Annotated in this window: 36 protein-coding genes and 2 tRNA genes; 9 read left to right on the forward strand and 29 right to left on the reverse strand. The window is 50.0% G+C overall.

The window, feature by feature from the left end; translation table 11 throughout:
• Positions 1 to 16: 16 nt before the first annotated feature.
• From rpsK to AOV_RS03365, 27 genes are all read right to left on the reverse strand, one after another.
• Complete coding sequence (gene rpsK / locus AOV_RS03235; RefSeq protein WP_075139114.1) at positions 17 to 391, reverse strand: 30S ribosomal protein S11; 375 nt, start codon at positions 389 to 391, stop codon at positions 17 to 19.
• 9 nt (positions 392 to 400) lie between these two features.
• Entirely contained in the window at positions 401 to 772 is a 372-nt protein-coding gene (gene rpsM / locus AOV_RS03240) for a 30S ribosomal protein S13 (RefSeq protein WP_010265244.1), read from the reverse strand.
• Positions 773 to 834: 62 nt separating this feature from the next.
• Positions 835 to 1,485: an adenylate kinase family protein gene (locus AOV_RS03245; protein WP_117374454.1), complete on the reverse strand. Its 651-nt coding sequence runs from the start codon at positions 1,483 to 1,485 to the stop codon at positions 835 to 837.
• Entirely contained in the window at positions 1,467 to 2,768 is a 1,302-nt protein-coding gene (secY, locus tag AOV_RS03250) for a preprotein translocase subunit SecY (protein WP_075139115.1), read from the reverse strand. The genes AOV_RS03245 and secY overlap by 19 nt, the downstream gene beginning before the upstream one ends.
• Before the next feature lie 21 nt (positions 2,769 to 2,789).
• Entirely contained in the window at positions 2,790 to 3,230 is a 441-nt protein-coding gene (gene rplO, locus AOV_RS03255) for a 50S ribosomal protein L15 (RefSeq protein ID WP_075139116.1), read from the reverse strand.
• Positions 3,231 to 3,243: 13 nt separating this feature from the next.
• Entirely contained in the window at positions 3,244 to 3,768 is a 525-nt protein-coding gene (gene rpsE / locus AOV_RS03260) for a 30S ribosomal protein S5 (protein ID WP_010265253.1), read from the reverse strand.
• 9 nt (positions 3,769 to 3,777) lie between these two features.
• Positions 3,778 to 4,143 carry a 50S ribosomal protein L18 gene (gene rplR, locus AOV_RS03265; protein WP_075139117.1) on the reverse strand — a complete coding sequence of 122 codons (366 nt, stop codon included), beginning with the start codon at positions 4,141 to 4,143 and terminating at the stop codon, positions 3,778 to 3,780.
• A 12-nt stretch (positions 4,144 to 4,155) separates the two neighbouring features.
• Positions 4,156 to 4,701: a 50S ribosomal protein L6 gene (gene rplF, locus AOV_RS03270; RefSeq protein WP_075139511.1), complete on the reverse strand. Its 546-nt coding sequence runs from the start codon at positions 4,699 to 4,701 to the stop codon at positions 4,156 to 4,158.
• An 11-nt stretch (positions 4,702 to 4,712) separates the two neighbouring features.
• Complete coding sequence (gene rpsH, locus AOV_RS03275) at positions 4,713 to 5,111, reverse strand: 30S ribosomal protein S8 (RefSeq protein WP_075139512.1); 399 nt, start codon at positions 5,109 to 5,111, stop codon at positions 4,713 to 4,715.
• Positions 5,112 to 5,128: 17 nt separating this feature from the next.
• On the reverse strand, positions 5,129 to 5,434 hold the full coding sequence (gene rpsN / locus AOV_RS03280) for a 30S ribosomal protein S14 (protein WP_075139118.1): 306 nt from the start codon (positions 5,432 to 5,434) through the stop codon (positions 5,129 to 5,131).
• Positions 5,435 to 5,445: 11 nt separating this feature from the next.
• Entirely contained in the window at positions 5,446 to 5,979 is a 534-nt protein-coding gene (gene rplE / locus AOV_RS03285) for a 50S ribosomal protein L5 (RefSeq protein ID WP_075139119.1), read from the reverse strand.
• Between the two features lie 6 nt (positions 5,980 to 5,985).
• Complete coding sequence (rplX, locus tag AOV_RS03290) at positions 5,986 to 6,300, reverse strand: 50S ribosomal protein L24 (protein ID WP_075139120.1); 315 nt, start codon at positions 6,298 to 6,300, stop codon at positions 5,986 to 5,988.
• The gene (rplN, locus tag AOV_RS03295; RefSeq protein ID WP_075139121.1) at positions 6,300 to 6,659 is read right to left on the reverse strand and encodes a 50S ribosomal protein L14; all 360 of its coding nucleotides are present in this window, start codon (positions 6,657 to 6,659) and stop codon (positions 6,300 to 6,302) included. Before rplN ends, rplX begins: the two co-directional genes overlap by 1 nt.
• A gap of 11 nt (positions 6,660 to 6,670) precedes the next feature.
• Entirely contained in the window at positions 6,671 to 6,904 is a 234-nt protein-coding gene (rpsQ, locus tag AOV_RS03300; protein WP_011114489.1) for a 30S ribosomal protein S17, read from the reverse strand.
• Complete coding sequence (rpmC, locus tag AOV_RS03305) at positions 6,894 to 7,100, reverse strand: 50S ribosomal protein L29 (RefSeq protein WP_075139122.1); 207 nt, start codon at positions 7,098 to 7,100, stop codon at positions 6,894 to 6,896. The genes rpsQ and rpmC overlap by 11 nt, the downstream gene beginning before the upstream one ends.
• Positions 7,101 to 7,107: 7 nt before the next feature.
• Positions 7,108 to 7,521 carry a 50S ribosomal protein L16 gene (gene rplP / locus AOV_RS03310; RefSeq protein WP_075139513.1) on the reverse strand — a complete coding sequence of 138 codons (414 nt, stop codon included), beginning with the start codon at positions 7,519 to 7,521 and terminating at the stop codon, positions 7,108 to 7,110.
• Between the two features lie 12 nt (positions 7,522 to 7,533).
• Entirely contained in the window at positions 7,534 to 8,169 is a 636-nt protein-coding gene (gene rpsC / locus AOV_RS03315) for a 30S ribosomal protein S3 (protein ID WP_075139123.1), read from the reverse strand.
• Between the two features lie 3 nt (positions 8,170 to 8,172).
• Positions 8,173 to 8,511: a 50S ribosomal protein L22 gene (rplV, locus tag AOV_RS03320; RefSeq protein ID WP_075139124.1), complete on the reverse strand. Its 339-nt coding sequence runs from the start codon at positions 8,509 to 8,511 to the stop codon at positions 8,173 to 8,175.
• A 3-nt stretch (positions 8,512 to 8,514) separates the two neighbouring features.
• Positions 8,515 to 8,796 carry a 30S ribosomal protein S19 gene (gene rpsS / locus AOV_RS03325; protein WP_075139125.1) on the reverse strand — a complete coding sequence of 94 codons (282 nt, stop codon included), beginning with the start codon at positions 8,794 to 8,796 and terminating at the stop codon, positions 8,515 to 8,517.
• A gap of 5 nt (positions 8,797 to 8,801) precedes the next feature.
• Positions 8,802 to 9,635: a 50S ribosomal protein L2 gene (rplB, locus tag AOV_RS03330; RefSeq protein WP_075139126.1), complete on the reverse strand. Its 834-nt coding sequence runs from the start codon at positions 9,633 to 9,635 to the stop codon at positions 8,802 to 8,804.
• Positions 9,632 to 9,919, reverse strand: coding sequence for a 50S ribosomal protein L23 (locus AOV_RS03335; RefSeq protein ID WP_075139127.1), 288 nt, complete (start codon positions 9,917 to 9,919; stop codon positions 9,632 to 9,634). The genes rplB and AOV_RS03335 overlap by 4 nt, the downstream gene beginning before the upstream one ends.
• Positions 9,912 to 10,538, reverse strand: a complete 627-nt coding sequence (rplD, locus tag AOV_RS03340; RefSeq protein ID WP_075139128.1) for a 50S ribosomal protein L4 — start codon at positions 10,536 to 10,538, stop codon at positions 9,912 to 9,914. Before rplD ends, AOV_RS03335 begins: the two co-directional genes overlap by 8 nt.
• Before the next feature lie 17 nt (positions 10,539 to 10,555).
• Positions 10,556 to 11,254 (reverse strand): 50S ribosomal protein L3, encoded by a 699-nt coding sequence (gene rplC, locus AOV_RS03345; protein ID WP_075139129.1) that lies wholly within the window; start codon positions 11,252 to 11,254, stop codon positions 10,556 to 10,558.
• Between the two features lies 1 nt (position 11,255).
• On the reverse strand, positions 11,256 to 11,573 hold the full coding sequence (gene rpsJ / locus AOV_RS03350; protein ID WP_075139130.1) for a 30S ribosomal protein S10: 318 nt from the start codon (positions 11,571 to 11,573) through the stop codon (positions 11,256 to 11,258).
• Positions 11,574 to 11,579: 6 nt separating this feature from the next.
• Entirely contained in the window at positions 11,580 to 12,761 is a 1,182-nt protein-coding gene (gene tuf / locus AOV_RS03355) for an elongation factor Tu (RefSeq protein WP_011114180.1), read from the reverse strand.
• A 48-nt stretch (positions 12,762 to 12,809) separates the two neighbouring features.
• A tRNA-Gly gene (locus AOV_RS03360) sits at positions 12,810 to 12,880 on the reverse strand.
• Positions 12,881 to 12,888: 8 nt separating this feature from the next.
• Positions 12,889 to 12,971: transfer RNA gene (locus AOV_RS03365), tRNA-Tyr, on the reverse strand.
• 164 nt (positions 12,972 to 13,135) lie between these two features.
• Here AOV_RS03365 and rlmB point away from each other — a divergent pair.
• The 9 genes from rlmB (at position 13,136) to hemH (ending at position 21,022) form a co-directional block, all read left to right on the forward strand.
• Positions 13,136 to 13,921, forward strand: a complete 786-nt coding sequence (gene rlmB, locus AOV_RS03370) for a 23S rRNA (guanosine(2251)-2'-O)-methyltransferase RlmB (RefSeq protein WP_075139131.1) — start codon at positions 13,136 to 13,138, stop codon at positions 13,919 to 13,921.
• Positions 13,914 to 14,588 (forward strand): (d)CMP kinase, encoded by a 675-nt coding sequence (cmk, locus tag AOV_RS03375; RefSeq protein WP_075139132.1) that lies wholly within the window; start codon positions 13,914 to 13,916, stop codon positions 14,586 to 14,588. Before rlmB ends, cmk begins: the two co-directional genes overlap by 8 nt.
• Before the next feature lie 64 nt (positions 14,589 to 14,652).
• On the forward strand, positions 14,653 to 16,332 hold the full coding sequence (locus AOV_RS03380) for a 30S ribosomal protein S1 (RefSeq protein WP_075139133.1): 1,680 nt from the start codon (positions 14,653 to 14,655) through the stop codon (positions 16,330 to 16,332).
• A gap of 9 nt (positions 16,333 to 16,341) precedes the next feature.
• A complete protein-coding gene (gene sppA / locus AOV_RS03385) occupies positions 16,342 to 17,217 on the forward strand; it encodes a signal peptide peptidase SppA (protein ID WP_075139134.1) in 876 nt (291 codons plus the stop codon).
• Positions 17,218 to 17,224: 7 nt separating this feature from the next.
• On the forward strand, positions 17,225 to 17,500 hold the full coding sequence (locus AOV_RS03390; RefSeq protein WP_075139135.1) for an HU family DNA-binding protein: 276 nt from the start codon (positions 17,225 to 17,227) through the stop codon (positions 17,498 to 17,500).
• A 165-nt stretch (positions 17,501 to 17,665) separates the two neighbouring features.
• Positions 17,666 to 17,953: a DUF4164 domain-containing protein gene (locus AOV_RS03395; protein WP_075139136.1), complete on the forward strand. Its 288-nt coding sequence runs from the start codon at positions 17,666 to 17,668 to the stop codon at positions 17,951 to 17,953.
• Complete coding sequence (zapA, locus tag AOV_RS03400) at positions 17,954 to 18,388, forward strand: cell division protein ZapA (protein ID WP_075139137.1); 435 nt, start codon at positions 17,954 to 17,956, stop codon at positions 18,386 to 18,388.
• Positions 18,389 to 18,715: 327 nt separating this feature from the next.
• Positions 18,716 to 19,669, forward strand: a complete 954-nt coding sequence (locus AOV_RS03405) for a hypothetical protein (RefSeq protein WP_075139138.1) — start codon at positions 18,716 to 18,718, stop codon at positions 19,667 to 19,669.
• A gap of 300 nt (positions 19,670 to 19,969) precedes the next feature.
• Positions 19,970 to 21,022 (forward strand): ferrochelatase, encoded by a 1,053-nt coding sequence (hemH, locus tag AOV_RS03410; RefSeq protein WP_075139139.1) that lies wholly within the window; start codon positions 19,970 to 19,972, stop codon positions 21,020 to 21,022.
• Between the two features lie 2 nt (positions 21,023 to 21,024).
• Here hemH and zapE read toward each other — a convergent pair whose 3' ends face one another.
• Both zapE and AOV_RS03420 read right to left on the reverse strand, forming a co-directional pair.
• On the reverse strand, positions 21,025 to 22,074 hold the full coding sequence (gene zapE / locus AOV_RS03415) for a cell division protein ZapE (protein ID WP_075139514.1): 1,050 nt from the start codon (positions 22,072 to 22,074) through the stop codon (positions 21,025 to 21,027).
• Between the two features lie 276 nt (positions 22,075 to 22,350).
• Positions 22,351 to 22,680, reverse strand: a complete 330-nt coding sequence (locus AOV_RS03420; protein WP_075139140.1) for a hypothetical protein — start codon at positions 22,678 to 22,680, stop codon at positions 22,351 to 22,353.
• Positions 22,681 to 22,951 lie beyond the last annotated feature (271 nt).

Genomic DNA, 22,951 nt, shown 5'->3' on the forward strand with positions numbered 1-22,951 from the left:
CTCTCGCAAACAAAAACTATACCCTGCGCCTCTTCGGCAGCTTACACCCATTGTGAGGGAGTTTAGTAGTATCCCTTATGGACGTAACGTTGAGGTTACACGTCTGAACCGCCCTGATGGCAGCTTCCCTACCAGCACCAGGACCGGATATGCACACTGACACTGTCCTCATACCATTCCGCTCAACAACGGCCTTAACCGCTCTTGCCACTGTCTCCTGAGCAGCATAAGGGGTCGCCTTCTTGGAGCCTTTAAAGCTACAGGCCCCGGCTGAGGTAGTGACAAGAACATGCCCCTGCTGATCAGCAATCGTCACAATCACGTTGTTGTATGTGGCATAGATGTGCACCCTGCCCACAACAACGTTTCTCCTTTTCTTAACTACCGCCATATAACCCTATCACCCCTTCTTGACAGCAACGGCCAGCCTGGTGCCGCCTTTACGGGTCCTAGCATTCGTGTGCGTCCTCTGACCGCGCACAGGAAGCTTCTTCCTATGACGCAAGCCCCTATAGCAACCTATGTCCATAAGAAACTTGATATTCATAGCTACCTCTTTCCTCAGGTCAGCCTCAACAACACAGCCAGACCTTATGAAGTTTCTGATCTTAACCACATCTTCGTCGCTAAGGGAGGATACGAGAACATCCTCTCCTATACCACAGCCCTCGCAAATCTTACTGGCCAGGGACGGACCGATACCGTATATGTACGTCAAGGCAACTACAACACGCTTATTTACGGGGACATTAACCCCACCTATACGCGCCACTAAGAACCCCTACAAAAACACCAGCGGAACCCTTGTATAGCAAATGTACCACTCACCGTCAACTAGTTATTTGGAACATCAACTATATCCCTTATGGCCTGAAACACTTCGTCTACAGATCTATTGCTGTCTACTCTAGTTACCAGCTTTCCGTAGTACTTCTCCAACTCTCCTATAACGGATTCATACTCTAAAATTCTGTGCTTTATTGTTTCCGTTACATCGTCATTCCTACTGATATAATCACGACAACCACACTCATCGCACACCGTTGTGCCGAAGCTCACGTTCGACACCTTGCCACAACCCTTGCATATCAAGCGCCCACGCAACCTGTATTCTATAACTTCCGCATCTACCTCTAATTTTATCACAGCGTCGATTCCGCAATCTATTAATTGTAGAATGACCGTCAAAAACTCGGCCTGACGCAGATTTCTTGGAAACCCATCAAGTAGAAACCCCCGCCTAACTTTTCTGAGCTTTCTGAACAAGATCTCACACACAAGTGCATCATCGACGAGGAGACCCGAGCGCATCACGTTTTCCACCTCTTTGCCTATCTCAGTGTGCTCGCGAACCTCGCTGCGTAGTAAGTCACCCATGGACACCACTTGCAGACCGTCTAAATACCCGGCCAGCATGCGCGCCTGCGTTCCCTTACCAGAGCCGGGAGCCCCTAAGATGAGCAGGTTTATTTTACTTTTTTCCATAACTCAGACTTCTTCATCAACGCGCTATACCTGCCAGAGTACACCTGAGTCTGAACCTGAGAGAACGTGTCATTTATGACATTCACGATGATCAAAAAGCTGGTACCACCCAGGGTGAACGAAACTGCGCAGTAGTGACGAACAATTTCCGGCACAACACACACAACGGATAAGTACATCGCGCCCAAGACTGTGATCCTACCTATAACCTGGTCAAAATACTCTTGGGTCGCCTTACCTGGACGCTTTCCGGGAACAAATCCCCCATTTTTTTTTAGCATCTCCGAAGTCTCCTTTGTATCAAACACGAGGGAAGTGTAGAAGAAGGTAAAAAACATTATCAGCGCTATATAGACGGAGACGTACAGTACGCCTTCCGAGGAAAGGTACCCAAGCAGTAAATCGGCCCATTCAGAGCCGGAATGAAACCTTACGAGTGAAATAAATGACAGCAGCAAGGCGTTAGCGAAAATTGGGGGTATGACACCCGCGGTATTTATTTTGAGCGGAATGTAACTTGAATCGCTACTGTAAAAGCGGCCGCCCGTCTGTCGTTTCGGGTACTGAACAAAAACCTTCCTGTACGATCTCTCGAAAAAAATTATCAACAGGAATAGAGCAAAAAACGATAGCAGCATTGATAGGACTACCAGCCCAGAAACCTCCCCGTTTTTTCCAAGCAAAAACACGGAGGATATAGAACTTGGCAGCTCGGAAATTATCCCCACAAAAATTATGAGGGAAATACCGTTACCTATACCCTTAGAATTGATTCTTTCTCCAAGCCAAAGCAAAAACATGGTTCCCGCCAGTAGGCTACTTATCCCAACCACCCGGAACATTATGCCCGGATTGATGACCACCATAACCTCGTCGGAGTTCATGCGCTCCAGCCCCAAGAGTATAACCAACCCCTGCGCAACACAAAAAACTACGGACAGATATCTCGTGTAGGTGCTCATTTTCATCCTACCAAGCTCGCCATCCTGCCTCATCTCATTAAGAGTGGGTATGGCAACGGAAAGCAGCTGCACTATTATGGACGAGACTATATACGGCATGACATTGAGCGCGAAGATAGTCATCCTGCCCAGGGCACCCCCGGAGAACACATTGAAGATGCCGAGAACGCCGGTCGCGTGGCTAGAGACTATATCCTCTACAACGCTGGGATTAACTCCGGGAATGGGGATATAAGTACCCAAGCGATACACTATTAGGGCTAGCAGCGTGAACCCAAACCTCCGGAGCAGCCCAGTATTGCCTCGTGCACCCACATTCACAACAAACCTTCCTTAAGAATCTCAACCCTTCGGTAAGTAGACTTTCTTCCCAGCAGCCTTCGACACCGCATCATAACTTACCCCCACCTTCGCCTTGAGCGCGCCCTTGCCGAGAACCTTCACCTTACTCATCGGCGAAGGTATAATACCCAACTCTGCCATCAGCTCTTTGCTGATATTTGAAGCGTCAACAATCTTCTTCTCGCTAATCAGCTTTTGCAGGGCACCGATATTCACTATTTCGTACTCAACTCGGGACATGGACCTGAACCCTCTCTTGGGAAGACGGGTAAATATGGGCTGCTGACCCCCCTCAAACCCATTGACGGCGCACCCCGACCTAGCCTTCTGGCCCTTATGCCCCCTACCAGAGGTCTTACCCTTACCGCACCCCAGGCCTCTGCCCAGAACTTTAGGCCTCCTACGTCTGGACAATCCAGCAAATAATTCGTTCAATTTCATAGCAAAAGACCTATCACCTATTCTCTATCACTTCACCGACCTTACGGCTCCTCTTACCTGCAACTTGCTTGGGGGATAGCATATTTTTAAATGCGGCGAATACGGCATAAATCACGCTATGCGGGTTAGAGGATCCAATAATTTTTGCAACAACATCCTGCACACCCAACACCTCAAACACCGCTCTCACCGAACCGCCGGCAATAATTCCGGTGCCAACCCTGGCAGATCTGAGAACAACTCTACTCGCGCAGAATTTCGCTTCTACATCATGGTGCAGTGTTCTTGACTCGCGGAGATAAACTCTGATCATACTCTTTTTTGCCGCATTCACCGCTTTGATTTTGGCTTCAGAAACTTCCGCGTGCTTACCCATGCCGCAGCCTACTCTGCCTTTCTCATCACCTACTACAACAAGTACAGAGAAGGAAAATCTTCTACCACCTTTAACAACCTTAGAGACCCTGCGCACAGACACTAACAACTCCGACAAATCATGCGAATCGTGCGCAGCGCGCGGCTTTTTATCAACACTCATCAGAACAACCTAAAACTCAAAACCAAGACCTCTCAACTCATCCGCAAATGCAGCAACCACACCTATGTACCTGCATGAACCACGATCAAGCACGAACTTGCGGTAGCTGACATCCAAGCCATCTAGGCGACCGGCAAACAACCTTGCGACCGTTCTAGCGGCTTCTGAGTTTACCCGCCTTTTGGCCACAGCCAAAACATCGGGCTCAAGTGTGGAAGCGGCCGCTAAAGTTGCACCTTTCTCATCATCTATAAGCTGGGCATAAAAGTGCCTGTTAGACTTGAACACGGAAAGCCTAATGTTTGACAGCGACCTGAGCTTTAGCCTAACTCGCCTCTTGCGCCTTATAGCCCTTTTTAAATCACACAACGACATAGCCAGCCCACCCTATTTCTTCTTACTCACTTCCTTTCGGTACACGTATTCCCCTTTGACGAATATACCCTTACCCTTGTAGGGATCATACCGCCTAATCGAGCAGATATCAGCCGCCACCATGTGTACCTTGACCTTGTCGGAGCCTTTAATCACAAGCTGCGTGGGCTTCGGGCATTTGATTTCTATTCCCTCCGGAATTACATATCTCACCCCGTGGCTGAACCCCACAAACATAGAAAGGCACTTGTTGTCACACACAACTCTGTACCCAACACCATTCACTTCAAGTTCCACGGAAAACCCTTTGGATAGCCCTTTTATAGCATTGCTTATACTACTCCTATAGGAGCCCCACATCACCTTCGCCCTGGGAGATGATTGACGCTCATTCACAAGCAGCAGGGTACCGCCATCAAGTACAGCTCGTATGCCATGGCATAAAGGGAAGGAGGAGGATGTCCCATCCTTACCAACTACAGTGACAGAACTACCATCACACACATCCACTTTCACACCTTCAGGAACCTCTATGGGCATAGCCCCAACTCTAGACACAGCAAACTCTCCTAAAAAACACCGCACAAAATCTCCCCGCCAATGCCGAGCTTACGTGCCCTGTAATCTAACATCACTCCCTGCGATGTCGACACTATGTACACACCAAGACCGTTGTAAAACTTCGGCAGCTTGTCTGCAGAGGAATACACCCTCTTACCTGGGCGCGAAACGCGCACTATCTTCTTAATGACCGGAGCACAATTGTAGTACTTGAGACACACCCTAAAGTACTTTATCCCTGAGCTCTTAGACTCCTCAGTGAAGCCCTCTATGTAACCCTCTGCAAGCAGGATATCCAATATGGATTTAACTACCTTAGAATGGGGCACAAAAACTACCTTGTTCATGCCTGCCTGCCCATTACGCAGGCGGGTCAAAAAATCAGCAATCGGATCGGATAACGACACAGCCAACCTCCTTCTACTTACCAACTCGACTTCGTCAAGCCGGGCATCTGCCCTACCGAACCAAGCTGGCGCAGCACTATGCGGGACACCATAAACTTCCTGTAGTAACCGCGGGGCCTACCGGTGATGAGACACCTGTTCCTAATCCTAATGTAAGAAGAATCCCTAGGCATTTTAGAGAGCTTCACCTGAGCGGCAAATCTCTCCTGCATAGGCAAGCTCTCATCCTTGATGATACGTACCAGAGCACGCCTCTTCTCCGACAACCGTGCAGAGATAGCAACGCGTTTCAGATTCCGCTGCACTACAGATTTTCTAGACACTACACCCCCAACTAATTCACAAAAGGAAAACCGAGCTCGGTAAGCAAAGCCTTAGCATCATGATCGCTCTTCGCAGTGGTAACCACGCTCACATCAAAACCACGTACCTTGTCTATCTTGTCGTAGTCTACCTCAAGAAAAGATATGTGCTCTTTCACCCCGAAAGATATGTTCCCATGACCATCAAACTGCGACATAGACAACCCCTTGAAATCCCGCTCACGCGGGAGCGCTATGTTAATCAGCCTGTCCAAAAACTCATACATTTTCCTACCTCTCAGGGTAACCATACAACCTATGGGAAACCCCTTGCGTATCTTAAACCCGGCGATAGACCGCCGCGCACGAGTTACCACGGGTTTCTGCGCCGATATCAAGGCAAGATCCCTGCTACACGAATCCATAACCTTGCTATCCATTGCTCCAATACCGATACCCATGTTCAGGCAGACCTTCACTACTTTGGGCACCTGCATGACACTACTGCGACCCAGCTTACTCATAAGAGACCGCGCCACAGCCTCCTTACACAAACTTCCTAGCATACAAACCTAATCCAACACACGGCCAGAACCCTTAAGATACCGCACCTTCTTTCCGTCCACAAACTTGTAGCCCACCCTGGTGCGCACACCGGCCTCATTATCAAACAAAGCAATATTGGAAATGTCTATAAACCTTTCCACGCTGAAAATACCACCTTCCCTATCCTTAGAGGGCTTAACACTCTTCCGGCATAGAGCAACTCCGGCCACCTTGGCCATCACACGCCCCCCTTTCCTTAGAACCTTTACAACCTTGCCGATCTTGCCCTTATCGCCTCCGGCTATAACAATCACATCATCCCCGCTAACAATCTTAGCCATCACAAAACCTCCACAGCCAAGGACATAACCTTGGTGAACTCACCAACAGGCAGCTTCCTGACAGGGCCGAAGACCCTCGTACCTAGAGGGTCGCCTTGGTCGTTCACCAACACAACAGCATTACTAGAAAACCTGATAATGCTTCCATCCAAACGACGGATCGGGCCCTTGGTCCTCACAACAACGGCCTTATACACCTTACCTTTATTCACCTTCCCCCTAGGAGCAACAACCCTAGCAGATACAACAATAACATCCCCAACCACGGCGCGTTTCTTTCCGCCCAAGAACCCTATACACAGCACCTTGCGGGCACCTGAATTATCTGCTACATCCAAGATCGCGTTTTTTTGTATCATACAGAGTTACCTCAACTATCCACCACAATCCATCTCTTGGTAGCAGATACGGGAATGTGCTCTCTTATCTTGACCACATCGCCACGTTTACACCTATTGTGCTCGTCGTGCACAGAGTAGATTCTGCATTTTTTGACGATCTTCTTGTACACTTTGTGGTGCACCATGCGGTAGACTGAGACTTTCACTGTCTTATCTCGCCTAGCATCCGTGACGACACCCACTAGGACTCCCTTAGACATCATCCCCTCTCACTCTTCTCCAACTCAGCGTGGTAAGCACTCTGGCTATCTCCTTCTTAATTGCGCTACGTTTGGCACTGCTGGTAGACGCACCTCCCTTACTCTCAAACACCTGGGCAACCAAATCCCTACGCAGGGACGCCAGCTCCTCGCGCAGCTCTTTAGAAGACTTCCCCTTCATGTCTACAGAAGAACCCATAACTAACTTACCTCAACCCATCTTCAACATAACTACACTTCACGGGCAACTTGGCACTCGCCTTCCTAAGGGCCTCCCTAGCCAAGATGGGCGAAACCCCACCTATTTCAAACAACACCCTGCCCGGTTGCACCCTACACACCCACATTTCTATGCTGCCTTTGCCCTTACCCATACGGACATCAACAGGTTTCTTGCTCACCGGGAGGTGACAGAACACCCTTATCCACACCTTTCCCACGCGTCTAAGACTCCTCGATATACTGCGCCTAGCCGACTCAATTTGCTTAGAAGTCAGCCTGCACGGCTCCAACGCTTTAAGCCCGCATGAACCAAAGGCCAATTCGCTACCGCCCTTTGTTTGACCCTTTATGCGCCCTTTAAAGCTCTTAGAGTACTTGGTTTTTTTCGGCACAAACAACATAATAATATCTCACTCAACACCAGTCCTAGAATCGCCCACATGGACCCAGACCTTCACACCAACAATCCCATATATGGTCTTAGCTTCAGCGCAGCTATAGTCTATGTTAGCCCTGAAAGTGTGTAGAGGCACGCTGCCTTCTTTATACCACTCTGTCCTCGCGATCTCTGCTCCACCTAGCCGCCCGGAACAACTGACCTTAACCCCTCTGGCACCAAGCTTCAAGCAGTTCTGAACACCCCGCTTCATAGCCCTCCTGAACGATACCCTTTTCTCCAACTGCTGCGCTATGTTCTCAGCTATCAGAGCGGCTTTTAGATCAGGCTTCTTAACCTCCACTATATGTAGCTCAACATCGTGATTGACCATCTGGGCAATTCTCTGCTTGACCCTGTCTATATCAGTGCCTTTCTTACCAATTATGACACCAGGACGCGCGGAGTGTATGTTTATTATCACAGCATCGACCTTCCTGGCAATGACAACCCTACTAACCGCAGCATGGTGAAAAGTCTTTTTGACAAAATTGCGCAGAAGAAGGTCCTCGTGTAGCTTGGACGCATACCCCCCGTTAGCATACCACAGCGAATCCCAAGTCCCAACTATCCCTAACCTTAATCCAATAGGATTAGACTTTTGCCCCATAAGTTACCTTTTCAACAATCTAATTACAACGCTTCCGTACCGTTTTCTGATTCTGCATGCTTTGCCCCGCGCTCTGGGCCGAACCCTACGCAGAGTGAAAGACTTACCAACCAAAACTTCCTTCACGTACAAACTGTCCAGGTCAACGTCGTAGTTAGCCTGAGCATTAGCCACAGCGGACCTGAGCACCTTCCCAACAAAGAGCGCAGCCTTTTTCTTGCAAAACTTCAGGTGCATAACAGCCGTAGACACGTCCTGACCCCTTATCAGGTCCGCAACCAGATTCAACTTAGAAGGCGTAGACTTGAGACCCGACACCCTAGCACTGATAATAGTAGTCATAAACTAACCCTTCCTGGACACTTTCTTGTCACCCGCATGCCCCAGAAATCTCCTGGTAGGGGAAAACTCGCCAAATTTGCGCCCTACTATGTTGTCAGTTACCTTCACGGGTACGTAGGTCCTTCCATTGTGAACCCCAAAAGTCAGCCCTATAAACTTGTGCAGGATCACCGAAGACCTTGAGTGTATGTTTATGATCACACTCCTGTTGGATGCAATCGCCCTATTTGCAAGGCGCAGCACATGAGGGGCACAGAAAGGAGGCTTTTTAACCGATCGAGACATACAAACTACCTCTTCCTGACAGACGAAACTTTTATGTATTTATCGCTATGCTTGCCACGCTTCCGAGTCTTCTTACCCTTAGTTGGCACACCCCATGGGGTAACAGAGTTCCTACCACCAGAAGTTTTACCTTCCCCGCCACCATGCGGGTGGTCTACGGGGTTCATGGCAACACCACGAACCGCAGGCCTGAAACCAAGCCACCTACTTCTGCCGGCCTTGCCTAGCTTTATGTTTTGATTGTTCAAATTTGAAACAACACCCACAGTTGCCCTGCATAACGCCAGAATCTTCCTCACCTCTCCGGAACCGAGCCTCAACAGGACATACGCGCCGTCCCTACCCATGACCTGAGCATAGCTACCGGCTGCCCGAGCTATAATGCCGCCACCACCCGGCCTGAGCTCCACATTGTGTACAAAGGTCCCAGCAGGTATTGAGCTTAGCTGCAAACAATTCCCGGGAAGCACGTCTGACCCAGCACCGGAAACAACGACGTCCGAGGCCTTCAGCCCATCGGGAGCCAGGATGTAAGACAACTCCCCGTCTTCATATCGGACCAGGGCCAAAAAGGCAGTACGGTTTGGATCATATTCCAACCGCTGCACAACAGCCTGTATACCATCCTTGTTCCTCTTGAGATCTACCACTCTACGCAGCCGCTTGTGCCCACCTCCACGGTGGCGCACAGTGACAACTCCATGTGCATTCCTACCTCCACTGGAGGCCCTACCAACAACCAGAGACTTCTCGGGCTTGCCACTCCACAGTGCAGCTCTGTTAACCATAACAGTTCCCCTAAGGGACGGAGTAATGGGGTTTAGAACTTTAAGACTCATTTCGCCCCCACAACCTTAAACTCCTTGCCCTTTGGCAGAGAAAAGTACACCTTTTTCCTGTCTTTCCTTCTTCCAGGAATGCCCTTACAACGCTTCCTTTTACCCTTGACCCTAAGCGAGCATACATCGGTGGGGAGGTCCCCACACAGCAGCTTTATAGCGCGCTTGACCTGGGGCTTGGTAGCACCAACAGCCACGTACACCGCATACCTGCTGTGTCCCTCACCTAATGAAACCGACTTCTCCGTAACCACAGGAGAAGAAATTACCGAAAAGCTATCCATTACACAACCTACTCTCAAGACACTTAACTGTGCCGACGGTCAGAATCACGCAATCATGCCGCAATATATCAAGGACATTTATGCCAGCGTACTTCAGTAGGTCAACGTTCGGAAGATTCCTACATGCGCATGCGACTTTATCCTCATATGTCTCAGCAACTACCAAATAAGACCCATACGCACCGAAATTACCAAAAGTAGCACGCGCATCTGCGGTTTTTTCCAAAAGCAAACCCGAGTCATCCAGCACCACAAGTTTGCTGTCAGAAACCTTCATAGACAGCGCAACCTTTAGCCCCAACCTGCGTACTTTCTTGTTCAGAGAGTACGCATGGCTCCTATTCACGGGGCCAAACACCACTGCACCCCCCCGGAATTGTGGGCTGCGTAAACTACCTTGCCTAGCTCTACCGGTGTGCTTCTGCCTATAAGGCTTCGCCGTAGTACCAGAAACATCAGATATACACCTAGTCTTGTGCGTACCAGCACGCCTCTTGGCAAGCTGCCAGGCCACCACATCTCTTAGCACATCACGCCTGAGCTGCACACCAAACACCTCGGCGCTGAGCTGCACCTTGCCAACCACCTCATTCTTGATGTTAACCACATTAACTTCCATGAACGCCTCTCACTTTCTCAACCAGCAGCGCCCACAGAAGACTCGGTAGCTACAATTCTACCTTCTCTCGGCACGGGCTTTTTCACAGCATCTCTCACCAGAACGTAAGAGCCGCAAGGCCCGGGGACGTTGGTGCCCTCAACAACAAGCAGAGATCTTTCGGAATCTACGAGTACCACCTTAAGATTCTGCATAACCGACATGGTGTGACCCATGTGCCCGGCCATCTTCTTGCCCTTAAAAACCCTACCGGGATCTTGGCACTGCCCCGTTGACCCTTGCGACCTGTGAGATATGGAAACACCGTGAGACGCATGCAGCCCACCAAAATTGTGCCTCTTCATAACACCGGCAAAACCTCTACCTATCGAGCGTCCAGCCACATCCACAAACTGCCCCCGGAAAAAATGGTCTACCAGAACCTTGCCACCAAGTTCAACACCATCCACTGTATCTACACGGGACTCAAACAGGTGACAATCAACGTCTACTCCCTTCTTCCTAAGCGCACATACCTGCGGCTTGTTTAAGCGCCCAGGCCGACGCACACCAAGCACAACCGCGTTATACCCGTGCACATCACGACTTTTCACGTCAACAACGAAAGTGTCCTCCAACAGCAGCAAGGTCACAGGAACCCTAGCACCCGCATCCCCAAACACTGCAGTGCTGCCAACTTTCTTCATCAACAAACCAACCCTGCTTCCAGTCGCCACGTTACCCTCCTACGACCTTGACTTTGACATCAACACCAGCTGGAAGCTGAAGACTCATTAGGGCCTGAAGTATGGCGGAATTAGCCTTCGGTAGGCTAATCAACCTTTTGTGCGTCCTGATCTCGAACTGTTCCCTAGACTTCTTATCAACATGGGTCGAGCGATTAACAATGAATTTCGCAATCCTGCGAGGAAAAAACACGGGACCATTAACTTTGGCGCCACTTCTCCTTGCAATCAGAATTATGCTGCGGGCAGACCTATCGAGCAGGCAATGGTCAAACGCCTTGAGTTCAATGTATATCTTCTGCGTTACCATAAACCGCTACTCCAAAATCTCAGTTATGATACCGGAGCCCACGGTTCTTCCACCTTCTCTAACCGCAAATCTCAATCCCTTATCGAGAGCAACTGGTTTGTCCAGAGCTACCTCAATACTCAGATTATCACCAGGCATCACCATCTCAACCCCACTGGGCAGCTTTATGCTGCCAGTAACATCTGTGGTGCGGACATAGAACTGAGGCTGGTAGTTGGAGAAAAACGGAGTGTGCCTCCCACCTTCCTCCTTCTTTAGAATGTATACCTCTGCCTTGAACGCCTTGTATGAACGTATCTGACCTGGCGCACTCAATACCTGGCCTCGCTCCACATCTTCCTTCTTGATGCCCCTGAGTAGTATGCCAGCGTTGTCCCCAGCTTCACCTGTCTCTAGAGCCTTGTGGAACATCTCAACCCCAGTGCATACCGTGCTCTGTAGATCCCTGAGACCTACAATGTCTACCTTGTCCCCTACCTTGATCACTCCTCTCTCAATCCTTCCCGTAACTACCGTGCCACGGCCAGGTATCGAGAACACATCTTCAACCGACATCAAAAATGGCTTGTCTTTCTCTCTAACCGGAAGCTCTATCTTCTCTAACGCCCCTACCAGCTCCATGATCTTCTCACTCCACGGACCGTCAGAACTCTCCTCTAACGCCTTTACCGCAGAACCCCTAACTACGTCAACCCCATCACCGTCATACCCATAGTTGCTCAGAAGCTCCCTAACCTCCATCTCAACTATCGATAGCATCTCCTCATCTTCTACTACGTCACACTTGTTTATCCATGTGACTATGTCTTTCACTCCTACCTGCTTGGCTAGTAGTATGTGCTCCCGAGTCTGTGGCATGGCACCGTCAGTCGCAGAAACAACTAGTATCGCTACGTCCATCTGTGCAGCACCCGTTATCATGTTCTTTATGTAGTCCGCATGCCCAGGACAGTCCACATGAGCGTAGTGCCTGCCCTCCGTCTCATACTCTACGTGCGCTGTAGAAATCGTAATGCCACGCGCCCTCTCCTCAGGAGCCTTGTCTATCTCATCGTACTTTACTACCTTGTTCGCTCCGCTAAGCCTCCTTGTCAATACCGTAGTAAGCGCAGCCGTTAACGTGGTCTTCCCGTGGTCAACATGCCCTATCGTACCTACGTTTATGTGCGGCTTTCTCCCTTCTGTCATAAAATTACCCCAAAACAACACATTACAGCGACAAGATACCTTTCAAAGAGCGGGTAATGGGAATCGAACCCACGCGGGCAGCTTGGAAGGCTGCTACTCTACCACTGAGTTATACCCGCAACAGCCGTGGAGGAGGTAGGATTTGAACCTACGTACACATAAGTGGGCAGATTTACAGTCTGCTGCCTTTGACCACTCGGCCACCCCTCCCCTGAGACTCAGCAAAAAAGCGACGCCCCTGTAATAGCATATAATTCACAAAAGCAATACCAAAAAAACCAACTGCGATTCTAGAGTTGATTCAGAAAAATTAAACCCTACAATACGTCACTGCATACGTTAGCAAAATTTTTAGGCTTTGCAACAACAGAGTTATGGGTCGCACCAGAAATCATGAGGGATGCATGTGGATATGCGGTAGGCACGTGTGCATTTCTGCTCTCCAGAACCCAAATAGGGTGTGTAGAGATATGCTAGTTACCGGAGAGTTCCTGAAGAAGTACCCAGAAGTTGCGCGTATGGCACAGAGCAAAGGCGTACACCCAAGAAGGGTTGCGGCGGGGGAAATCAGCAAGATTTGGGGCCACAGTGGAATGGCGCATCAGGGAATTGCGCTCAGGGTTGGTAGGCTCTCCGGGCACGACGGTAGCAAGCTCAGGGTGGAAGATATAGTGTCGGCCCACCTTTCCAATACTTCTACCGTAGTCCTCCTAGATAGGGTTACAGACATCAATAACGTGGGCGCAATAGTAAGGTCAGCCGCTTGTTTTGATGTGGATGCGGTCATTCTACCGGAACATCATTCTCCCTCCGAAAGCTGCGTAATTACGAAAGCTTCCAGCGGAGCCGCAGATATTGTCCCTGTAGTGCAAGTGGGCAATCTGGTCAAAACGATGGAATACTTGAAGCAGCATGGATACTGGTGCTACGGCATGGATGCGGGCGGGGATAAGGCCTTGCACGAAATTAGTTTTTGTGAGCGCAGAGCCATAATACTGGGCTCAGAGGGAAAGGGCATAAGGAGGTTGACAAGGGAGCATTGTGATCATCTAGTCAAGATCCCGATGTCAGCAAGGATTGATAGCCTGAATGTATCCAATGCGGCCGCAATAGCGCTATACTCGAGTTATCTGCAGCTACACGGAAACGTTCGTGACTAATACCCCTAGCAACCAGCAGCGCAGCAAGCGCTTGGTTATAGCCATAGACGGGCCATCGTCTTCAGGAAAGGGCACGCTCGCCAAGGAACTAGCCAACGTTTTGCGCATGCAACACTTGGACACCGGAAAGTTGTACAGGGTCTTCGCAGTCAAATTCCCGCACAAATACTCACAGGCCCGCAGCCACGAGGAAATTCGGCTGAACACAGAGGAAGAAGAAGAAATGCTAGCAGCACTGAATAATGACGACCCAGGGTACTATAGCGAACACGTTGGAAGGATGGCATCGATACTCGCGAGAAATAGCCAGGTTAGGTCCGCGTTGCTGCCAATACAGCGGCAGTTTGTGCTCAATGCCCCACAGGGCGCTGTTGTAGACGGGAGGGATATAGCTTCCGTCGTGTGCCCAGATGCCGATGTGAAGATCTTCGTTAGTGCATATGCGTCAGTTAGGGCACGAAGGCGCTTTAGGCAGCTGTGCGGTTCTAACCGTAAGGCAATGTACAAAACCGTGCTCTTCCACCTGCTGCACAGGGACATCAGGGATACCTGCAGAAGTTCTGCCCCATTGGTGCGCACTGAGGATGCTATATATCTGAACAATTCGCACATGCAAAAGGCTGCTGCCCTACGGGAATTGGTGGAAAAAATAAAAACGTTCTTGTAAAACTGCGTGAACGGTATATCATTGCCACTCGTTGTTTTCTTTTCGTTGTTTGCGGGCTTAGTGTATGTCGTCAGGTACGGGTGTGCAGGGCAGTGCTTCTGGTAGCATAAACAGGATGTATTCCAACAGATTTGTGAGCCATGGCTTTGAGGATATAGAGTCCGGTGATGCTGACCTTTCTGACGCTCTGTCTGAGCTCCTGGATAAGGGGCCAAAGGAGGGTGAGATAATAGAGGGCACAGTGATCTGTATGGATGGTGGGTATATAACCGTCGACGCAGGGCTGAAGTCCGAGGGTGTGGTCTCCCTTAGGGAGTTTGAGCTTGGTGATGGCGGACAGGACGTTGAGGTTGGTTCCAAGGTCAAGCTATGCCTGGAGAAGATCGAGGGCAGAAGTGGAAGTGTGGTCCTGAGCCGAGAGAAGGCAATAAGGGATGAATTGTGGCAAAAGCTCGAGAAGGCTGCGGAAGAGAAGACTGACGTAGAGGGGGTTATATTTGGTTCCATCAGGTGTGGGTACACCGTAGATGTCGGGGGCGTTGTCGCCTTTCTGCCCGCAAGCCATGTTGGGCTGCGCCAGGTCAAAGACATTACCCCTTTGTTGGGTAAAAAGCAGCAGTTCCGCATTCTCAAGATGGACAAGAAGCAGGGGAACATCGTTGTTTCTCGGAAGGCAGTGCTGGAAGAGTCGCTTGCAGACGCTAAGGATTCTTTCCTAAGCCAGTTGGAGGAAGGCAGCATAATAGAGGGTAAGGTCAAGAGCATAACCAAGTATGGCGTGTTCATAGGCATACACGAATCTCCGTCCGTAGGGGTCGTAGATGGGCTGTTGCACATAACAGATATCTCCTGGAGCCGTGTGAGCCACCCGTCGGCCGTGTTTTCTTGTGGGCAGACAGTGCGCGCAAAGATAATCAGGATTGACAGGGAAAACCGTAAAATCTCTCTGGGAGTTAAGCAGTTGGAGGAGAGCCCCTGGGCAAACGTGGAGGAGAGATATCCTGTGGACAGTATCCATAAGGGTATAGTCACAAGCATAGAGGATTATGGGATCTTCGTGGAGCTAGAAACCGGGGTAGAGGGGCTGATACACGTATCTGAGGTAAGTTGGGTGAGGAGCCACCTGCCTGTAAACCAAACCTTCATGCGTGGTGAGGAGGTTGAAGCAAAAGTCCTCAGCCTAGACGCAGCCAAAAACCGCATGAGTTTGAGTATAAAGAGGTGTAAGGAGAACCCGTGGGAGGCGTTTATAGAAAAGTATCCCGTCGGGTCAATTGTTGAGACCAGAGTGAAGAGCATAAGCAGCTTGGGCATGTTTGTTTCGTTTGAGGATGACACTTCAGGGTCAGGCATTGAAGGGCTGATTCGCTCCACCGAGCTGAGTTGGAGTAGCTCCCCCGAAGCAGCGTTGAAGAAGTACAACGTTGGAGACCTTGTGAAAGCTAAAATATTGATGGTTGCCACAAACAAGAACAAAATAGATCTAGGGGTTAAGCAGATTGAGCGGGATCCTTTCCTTGATTTGCTCAAGAGAGTCGGGATTGGCGAACGCATTGTTGTCACCGTGTCAAAGGTTCTTGAGGACATGGGTGTGTTGGTTGACGTGTTCGAGGGGTCAGAGAGCTTCAACGTATTGGTGAAGCAAGAGTACCTGCCCGAGAACAAGAAGTTCTTTCCTGGTGACAGGGTAGAAGCTGAGGTTTTAACGATTGGGTCTTACAGTCTTGTCTTATCGCTGAGGTAGGGGTTGCACGTGCTTGATCACTTGCTGAAGATGGAGGCGTTACATTCCAAGGTTCTGTGGTGGAGGGCTTCTTTCTTTCTCTCTGTGTGTTTGCTGCTGTTGGTTGTGGGGCAAGTAGATTACTCGAGGGTTATAAAAACCTTGAGGAGGACTCACGACTACGTTGCGAGAGTAAGAATCAGTGGCGAGATTGGTCGTAGCAGGGCCAGGGAGGCTATGCTTACTCGGTTAGCGGAGAGTGACTCTGTAAAGGCATTAGTTCTCAGGATAGATAGCCCAGGTGGCACTGTAGGTGATAGTGAGGCTTTGTATCAACAGATAAGAGAGATAGCCCTGAGGAAGCCTGTAGTTGCGGTACTTGGGAACATAGCTGCTTCAGGTGGGTACATGGCCGCCATAGCGGCTGACCACGTGGTCGCACGCCATGGTACCATAACCGGGTCCATAGGTGTGATCTCGCAGTACATCGGCGTGGCTGAGGTAGCCGGAAAGTTGGGCATTGCACTAAAGTCTATTAAGACTTCTCCGTTGAAGTCTAATATGTCTCCTCTGGAGGAGTTGTCACCCGAAGGGGAGAGTGTAATACAAGAGGTGGTGGACGATTTTCATGTCTTCTTTACTGGCCTGGTGGCCGAGAGGCGAGGGTTCACCCCTGATAAGATCTCTGCAGTCTCTGACGGTAGGATATACACCGGTACCCAAGCCCTACAAGTTGGGCTGATAGATGCCATAGGAGGGGAGAAGGAAGCTTTAGAGTGGCTGAAGACGCAGCGAGACGTGGATGTGCGCGTCGTCAAGGATGTGGACTACCAGCGCATTGATTCTGGTTTGCCAGCGTTTTTTTCCTCTGCTATACAGTACTTGCACGTATTGCTTTTCGGATGAACACTATATGTCCCTCAAGTCTGATCTAATTCAGCGCGTTGCAAGAAAGAATCCCTCACTGGGTGAAGCCGTGGTTTCACAGATTGTGGGTATATTTTTTGCCTCCATAGTAAGCTGTGTAAGTAGCGGGTGCAGAGTCGAGCTTAGGGGGTTCGGTGCATTCTCCACCAGACATTACGTGTTGAAGGACCACAGCTTAAACTCCAGGCTTCCAAAGTCAACTTACAAAAGGGTGTACTTCCGCCCCAGTGAGAAGCTCGTTAAAGCTGTTGACGGCCGTTAGCACAGCCGAGGAATAGGCCTGCATTGCGTGGCCTAGGACAAGTTTGGCACATTTATTTGAAATTCTTCAAACTTGTCCTGCAGTTCCGGGTTGACGATAACAAAAAGTTTGCATGTTTTGGTTATCTGTAATAACTTGCGTCTTTGGGTCTTTGTTCATCGTCCTATGGTTGTTAAGTCGGAGGATGCGGACTACGCGGGGGATCTGCGCAGGGCGTTTGATGAATTGGAGAATTCTCTGGCGCGCAGGCTAGGCACTGAGGGCAGTGCGGATGCAGCTGGGTCTGAAAGAAGAGTAAGCGAGCTGGCCGAGGAAAAGCAGCTGCTGGAGGAGGCGTTGCTGCAACGTGAGGCAGAGTGTGCGTACTGGAAGGCGACGTGCAGCGAAATTGTTGACGGCCTGAATTCCTCGATAGAAGCGGTGAAATCTATTTTGAATAGTAGAGAGGGATAGGTGATTGAAGAGATATCTGCTGGCTCTCGTGTCGTTGATGTTACAATTCGCGGCAGTACTTACAGAGTCGCGTGCGGGGCAAGCGAGGAGAAGCGCCTGGGTGAGCTTGCCAGTAGGCTGAGCAAGTTGGTGGAGGCGATATCTGGCGGAGGCAGAGGCAGAGCTTCTGACACCCTACTGTTGCTTCTGGCCGGATTGAAGCTTGAGGATAAAGTCGAGGAACTGACACGGGAGCTCAACAAGGCTACTGAAGAATTATCTGAGTATAAGGCAATGCACAGCAAGGAGGTTCGCCTCAGAGGCTCCCTTGAGGGGTTGTTGCGCTACAGCCTGTCACGGACGAAGGAATTGTTAGCGTATGTTAATGACACGCATGCGAAGGAACCGCAAGACACGGAAAGCGCAGAGGCCGAGAGTGCTGCCAGAACCTGCTGAAGCAGTTACATGCACGTGGTAACTACTGGTGGTGTGCCGCGCGCTGTAAAACGTGGCTGATTTCTCCGTCACACAATCCGTAGTTTCGCCTTGCACTTGGTTGGGGTGGTAGGCTACAGCCCGGCTCAGCATGCGTAAACCCGGTGTACGTGCCCGTAGTTGTGTGCCGTACCCGTGTGCGTACGTTCAGAGCATGCGGAAGCGCTGAATGCAGGTCTCCACTTGTGGCATCGTGTTCGCAGGCGGGGAGGCTAAACAATCTGCCCAACTGTTGACTGTGCCGGGTATTTGATCTAGACTGAACCCAATCTTACGGGCGGAGGACGTATGCCGGGGTGTTGTAGCAATTCCGAGCCAAGCGGCAGGGGTGCCGCGGGGGAAAGCGGTGGCGGGCCGCATAGTCATCTGAAAGTGCTGTCCAGACAGGTGTGTGAGTCCCTGCTGTGCGGCTTTTCCGGTGCGTCGTCGTTTCTCATAGCCTCAGCGTCTGCTATCCAATTACGTGTCTTCCTAAGTGTCTGCCACAGCTCTATAGAACCTGGTGCGCGTAGAGTGCACAGAAGAAATATGCGTAACGCGCTTGCCGCCATGAAGGCGAGCATGCTGCCTGCAGCTGAGATGTTTGTTCTAGTACCAGTGCTGTGTGTTTTACTCCACTGGTTCGGGAGTATAAGCCTGGCGATCTGCTTGCTTGCGTGCTGGGGAGCGATGTTCGCAGTGTGTCTCTTCGTGAGGGTTACCGGAATATTAAAGGGATGCCCGAGAGTGGAGTCTCCTATGTATGGGCCTAGCCCCTTCCCGAGAATGGCCCCCCCGCAGAACGTTGTCACTGTGCATGAACATGAAGATCCTATACACAGTGGGCCAGAACCCGCATCCAATGCTGGCGCTACAGGTGCGTCGCTTTTAAAGTCCGCCGTGCTAGCCGTTTTATTCATACCCTTCCGAGCTGTAACGCTGGTCTCTACACTTGTGTTGATGACAATAGCGCTGCTATGTGCGATCCCCGGCTTTCTTCATGACGTTTACGATGCTGTGAGAAGGCGCGTTGCGCACGGTAGTGTCGAGCGTCCTAGCCATAGCCCGCAGTTTGCGGTTCTGTTTCCAAGGGTAACAGACACCGCGCGCAAGTTTTGCTCCCTGGCAAAGTCGGCTCTGTTTGATCTCGCGTGGATTGCCACTATGGGGATTACTGGAGTACCATCCCTAATGCACGGAGTAACTGTAGAGGGGCTGACATCTCCTCATCATGTCGATGTCGCCGCTGCAGAGCTTGGTTAGTGTTAGCAGTCACGGCACAACTCGGAAAAAGCTCAGCACCGAGTCATGGCAGCCCCACTGGGGTAGGAAGGTCAGCCACTGTTGCAGCAAGCAGCTACTGGGCAGCCCTCAGTAGTGATGTGCTGGCTGTGCTTGTCCGCCTCACAGAGCTGTTGGCTAGTCCTCAGTGGTACCCGTGATTTTTACCCTGGTAAGTACAGCTACAGGTGTCTGGCGTAACCCCGTATGGATTGTGTTGGTAAGGCATGGATCTGAGTTGTCAGCGTATTGGTCTTAATCGAGTGCATTTTCGTAAACAGCGTGAGTAGAGTGTCAAACAAAAAAGTGGCTGTGGTATTGCTAAACCTTGGGGGACCAAGCTCTCTGTGCGAAGTCGAGAAATTCCTGTTCAGCCTGTTTAGTGACCGACGCATACTAGAGCTACCGTACCCGCTAAGGATGCTAGTGGCCATGCTAATTTCTAAGTTAAGAGCGAGGTCGGCCAGGAAGATTTACGCACTAATGGGGGGAAAGTCCGCCATACTGGAGGAAACAGAGCACCAAGCTTCGGCCCTGGAAAAACGCTTGAATTGCGCAGCAGAAGGTAAGATATACAAGGTGTTCGTCTGCATGCGACACTCAAAACCAGGGTCCAGGGAAGCGCTGCACGCCGTTCGTGATTATCAACCTGAACATGTAGTACTGCTTCCTATGTATCCGCAATATTCCAGCACCACAACTCTGTCCGCAATTGAAGACTGGCATAACAGCGCGCGTAGAGCGTGCTATGAGCCCGATACCAGAATCATATGCTGCTACCACACTCACGCGGATTACATAGCGGCACACTGCGAACTGATATTGGGCGAGTATAATAAGGCCGCTATGGCCCACAGTAGCCCGAGAATATTATTTTCCGCACATGGGCTGCCCGTACGCATTGTAGAGCGCGGGGACCCATACCAAGAACAGATACGGCAAAGTGTTTGCGCAATTGTGGAGCGATTGGGTATACAAGCTCTGGACTACTCCATATGCTATCAGAGCAAAGTGGGGCCTACTAAATGGCTCGAGCCTAGTACGCAGCTCGAAATCCTAAGGGCGAAAGACGATGGTGTCCCGGTAGTGGTGGTGCCAATCTCTTTTGTATCCGAACACTCAGAAACTCTGGTAGAGCTCGATATAGAGTACAAGGCACTAATGCCCGGAAAGCAGCAATATTTCCGGGTACCCACCTTGAGGACAAACACACTGTTCATTGAGTGCCTATACAAGCTGGTGTACGCACTAGATGCGAGTGCGGCACCGTGCTGCGCCGAGTATGGGCTATGCTGGAAAAAGATGCGGGGCGAAATTCACGCAGGAGCGCGCTAGTATCACCACATGTCGGACCCCATTTCAGCAAGCCGGGACGCGGCGCGTTTGAAGCCCACTGACTCGGGCCCTGCATGTAGTTCATTAATATTAGCAGCAAGCGAGCAAAATATGCGCACCCTGCGCTCATATAGCTCATCCACCAACATTATGAACCGCTGCATTTCGTTTTGAGCAAAAAAGTCAAATACCGGAATGCCTTTGATGAATATGGTAGTGAAGTTTTTGGCTATTTCCTTATAGTCTGCAACCCATAAAGGGTTTTTGTTGCCGCACAGATCCTCAAAATTAAACCAGGCAACAGTATTGCGGGTCTTCCCTACTTCGATCTTCCTGCTTCCAACAGTCAGCATCACGTTTTCAACTTTGCCAGAACCAACAAGCGCCACAAAGTGTGCGTGCAATTTTTGGTCCGCACCCTTACCCACATAATATCTACATGCATCTTGTCCGCATATTGACCTATAGTCGAGCTTACCAAGCATGGGCACAACTTGCATATGTTGCTCAAGCAAAGATATAGCAGGCAGAAAGAGCTCACGACGTAGCCCTCCTTCATACAATCCACGTGGGGGATAGTTGGACGTCATTATGACTACCAGGTTTTTGGAGAACAGCACAGAAAACACTTTGTGCAGCACTACAGCTTCGCACACATCGTTGACTTGCACTTCATCTAAGTACAAGAGCTCCGCACCTTGTAGCATGGTATTCACGGCAAAAGATATGCAATGGCTGTCCTGCTGCCAGTTATCAACACGCATGTGGTGCAGCAGATCGTGCAAATCCTTCATGAAGGTGTTGAAGTGTACCTTTTTCTTCTTTTGGATTACCGAATGTTCGTAAAACAGATTCGCCAGCATGGACTTCCCCCTGCCAACGTCCCCGTGCATGTATACACCCTTCTTTGCGGCAAACCCTGGCCTGCGCCAAAACTCCCACCATTTCGGCGGAATTCGGTTGTACTTCATCAGCTCCTTGAGCGTAGCAACCTGGAGGTCATCCTGCACTATCTCACGTGCATCGACCATACTGTGATATCTAGCAAGCATAAACTCACCAACAACCCCGTTAGACCGGGGGGAATTATATAATTTGCAACTGAGGCAGAGAGCTTTACGCTCAAACATAGAGTGCCATAAAAACGGGATAAATTCCATCACCGCTGCACTACATGGAAAATCAGGCCCAAGATGCCCTTCCCCACAATAGTGCAACATCCGTCTCGTGCACCACAAACCATATACCGCATCATGAGCAGCGTGCGCAACCCAGTTTTTCAAATTTGAGGAGAAAGAAATTTGTTGCATAACCATCAGGCAACACAATTACCTATTGCTCAGGGATTTAGAGACTATGTCCCTCATCTTGTCTCTGACATAGGCCGGATTGTAGCCAGCAAAGTGACATACAGTTATAAAATCACTGTGTAAATCATTGATCCAGTTAAAGGCCTTCACCTTTTCTATATTATTTTCTGTTCGCTTATAGTTAGATGTAATATCTATCATGGCCTGAAGTATAACTGCACCCCAAAGTGAGCTGTAACGTTTCTGTTCACCAACCGTTTCTTCATCTTCCACATTGTGGAGTGGGTCAGTAGCAAGGCCGTCGTACACCCCACAGTAATTGTAGAAGTTTAATAAATCAGAGTTCATTTTTATCCTCTTAGATGAGAAAGATCGACCGATTCAAAACCCAGGGAAAACAAAAAATCAAGCCACGCCAGGGTGTCTCTCTGCTCCTTATTATGAGCAAAAAAGTAGCCTCCTTCCCAATAGCGGGGATTTTACGGTATGCCTGTTATGATATAATTATATTGGATATTTCCGTACAGGCTGATCAAAAACTGTTACTCATCTGGTATGTATTTTGCTGAGCGGGAGACCGGGTGCGAAAAAGCTTGCGAGGTTATTATTATCTATAGGC

Source organism: Anaplasma ovis str. Haibei, assembly GCF_002214625.1.
In the GTDB taxonomy this organism is placed as follows: domain Bacteria; phylum Pseudomonadota; class Alphaproteobacteria; order Rickettsiales; family Anaplasmataceae; genus Anaplasma; species Anaplasma ovis.

Bases quoted from the DNA above. Each gene is read 5' to 3' on its own strand.
- rplO (WP_075139116.1), bottom strand. From the start codon at position 3,230: ATGAAATTGAACGAATTATTTGCTGGATTGTCCAGACGTAGGAGGCCT.
- AOV_RS03380 (WP_075139133.1), top strand. From the start codon at position 14,653: ATGTCGTCAGGTACGGGTGTGCAGGGCAGTGCTTCTGGTAGCATAAAC.
- rplX (WP_075139120.1), bottom strand. From the start codon at position 6,300: ATGGCTAAGATTGTTAGCGGGGATGATGTGATTGTTATAGCCGGAGGC.
- zapE (WP_075139514.1), bottom strand. From the start codon at position 22,074: ATGCTTGCTAGATATCACAGTATGGTCGATGCACGTGAGATAGTGCAG.
- AOV_RS03420 (WP_075139140.1), bottom strand. From the start codon at position 22,680: ATGAACTCTGATTTATTAAACTTCTACAATTACTGTGGGGTGTACGAC.
- rlmB (WP_075139131.1), top strand. From the start codon at position 13,136: ATGGGTCGCACCAGAAATCATGAGGGATGCATGTGGATATGCGGTAGG.
- rplE (WP_075139119.1), bottom strand. From the start codon at position 5,979: ATGCTAGGAAGTTTGTGTAAGGAGGCTGTGGCGCGGTCTCTTATGAGT.
- rplV (WP_075139124.1), bottom strand. From the start codon at position 8,511: ATGACTACTATTATCAGTGCTAGGGTGTCGGGTCTCAAGTCTACGCCT.
- rpmC (WP_075139122.1), bottom strand. From the start codon at position 7,100: ATGGGTTCTTCTGTAGACATGAAGGGGAAGTCTTCTAAAGAGCTGCGC.
- tuf (WP_011114180.1), bottom strand. From the start codon at position 12,761: ATGACAGAAGGGAGAAAGCCGCACATAAACGTAGGTACGATAGGGCAT.
- rpsJ (WP_075139130.1), bottom strand. From the start codon at position 11,573: ATGGTAACGCAGAAGATATACATTGAACTCAAGGCGTTTGACCATTGC.
- rplR (WP_075139117.1), bottom strand. From the start codon at position 4,143: ATGTCGTTGTGTGATTTAAAAAGGGCTATAAGGCGCAAGAGGCGAGTT.
- rplB (WP_075139126.1), bottom strand. From the start codon at position 9,635: ATGAGTCTTAAAGTTCTAAACCCCATTACTCCGTCCCTTAGGGGAACT.
- rplD (WP_075139128.1), bottom strand. From the start codon at position 10,538: ATGGAAGTTAATGTGGTTAACATCAAGAATGAGGTGGTTGGCAAGGTG.
- AOV_RS03390 (WP_075139135.1), top strand. From the start codon at position 17,225: ATGTCCCTCAAGTCTGATCTAATTCAGCGCGTTGCAAGAAAGAATCCC.
- rplN (WP_075139121.1), bottom strand. From the start codon at position 6,659: ATGATACAAAAAAACGCGATCTTGGATGTAGCAGATAATTCAGGTGCC.
- AOV_RS03395 (WP_075139136.1), top strand. From the start codon at position 17,666: ATGGTTGTTAAGTCGGAGGATGCGGACTACGCGGGGGATCTGCGCAGG.
- AOV_RS03245 (WP_117374454.1), bottom strand. From the start codon at position 1,485: ATGGAAAAAAGTAAAATAAACCTGCTCATCTTAGGGGCTCCCGGCTCT.
- AOV_RS03335 (WP_075139127.1), bottom strand. From the start codon at position 9,919: ATGGATAGCTTTTCGGTAATTTCTTCTCCTGTGGTTACGGAGAAGTCG.
- AOV_RS03405 (WP_075139138.1), top strand. From the start codon at position 18,716: ATGCCGGGGTGTTGTAGCAATTCCGAGCCAAGCGGCAGGGGTGCCGCG.
- rpsQ (WP_011114489.1), bottom strand. From the start codon at position 6,904: ATGATGTCTAAGGGAGTCCTAGTGGGTGTCGTCACGGATGCTAGGCGA.
- rpsE (WP_010265253.1), bottom strand. From the start codon at position 3,768: ATGAGTGTTGATAAAAAGCCGCGCGCTGCGCACGATTCGCATGATTTG.
- rpsK (WP_075139114.1), bottom strand. From the start codon at position 391: ATGGCGGTAGTTAAGAAAAGGAGAAACGTTGTTGTGGGCAGGGTGCAC.
- rpsC (WP_075139123.1), bottom strand. From the start codon at position 8,169: ATGGGGCAAAAGTCTAATCCTATTGGATTAAGGTTAGGGATAGTTGGG.
- rpsS (WP_075139125.1), bottom strand. From the start codon at position 8,796: ATGTCTCGATCGGTTAAAAAGCCTCCTTTCTGTGCCCCTCATGTGCTG.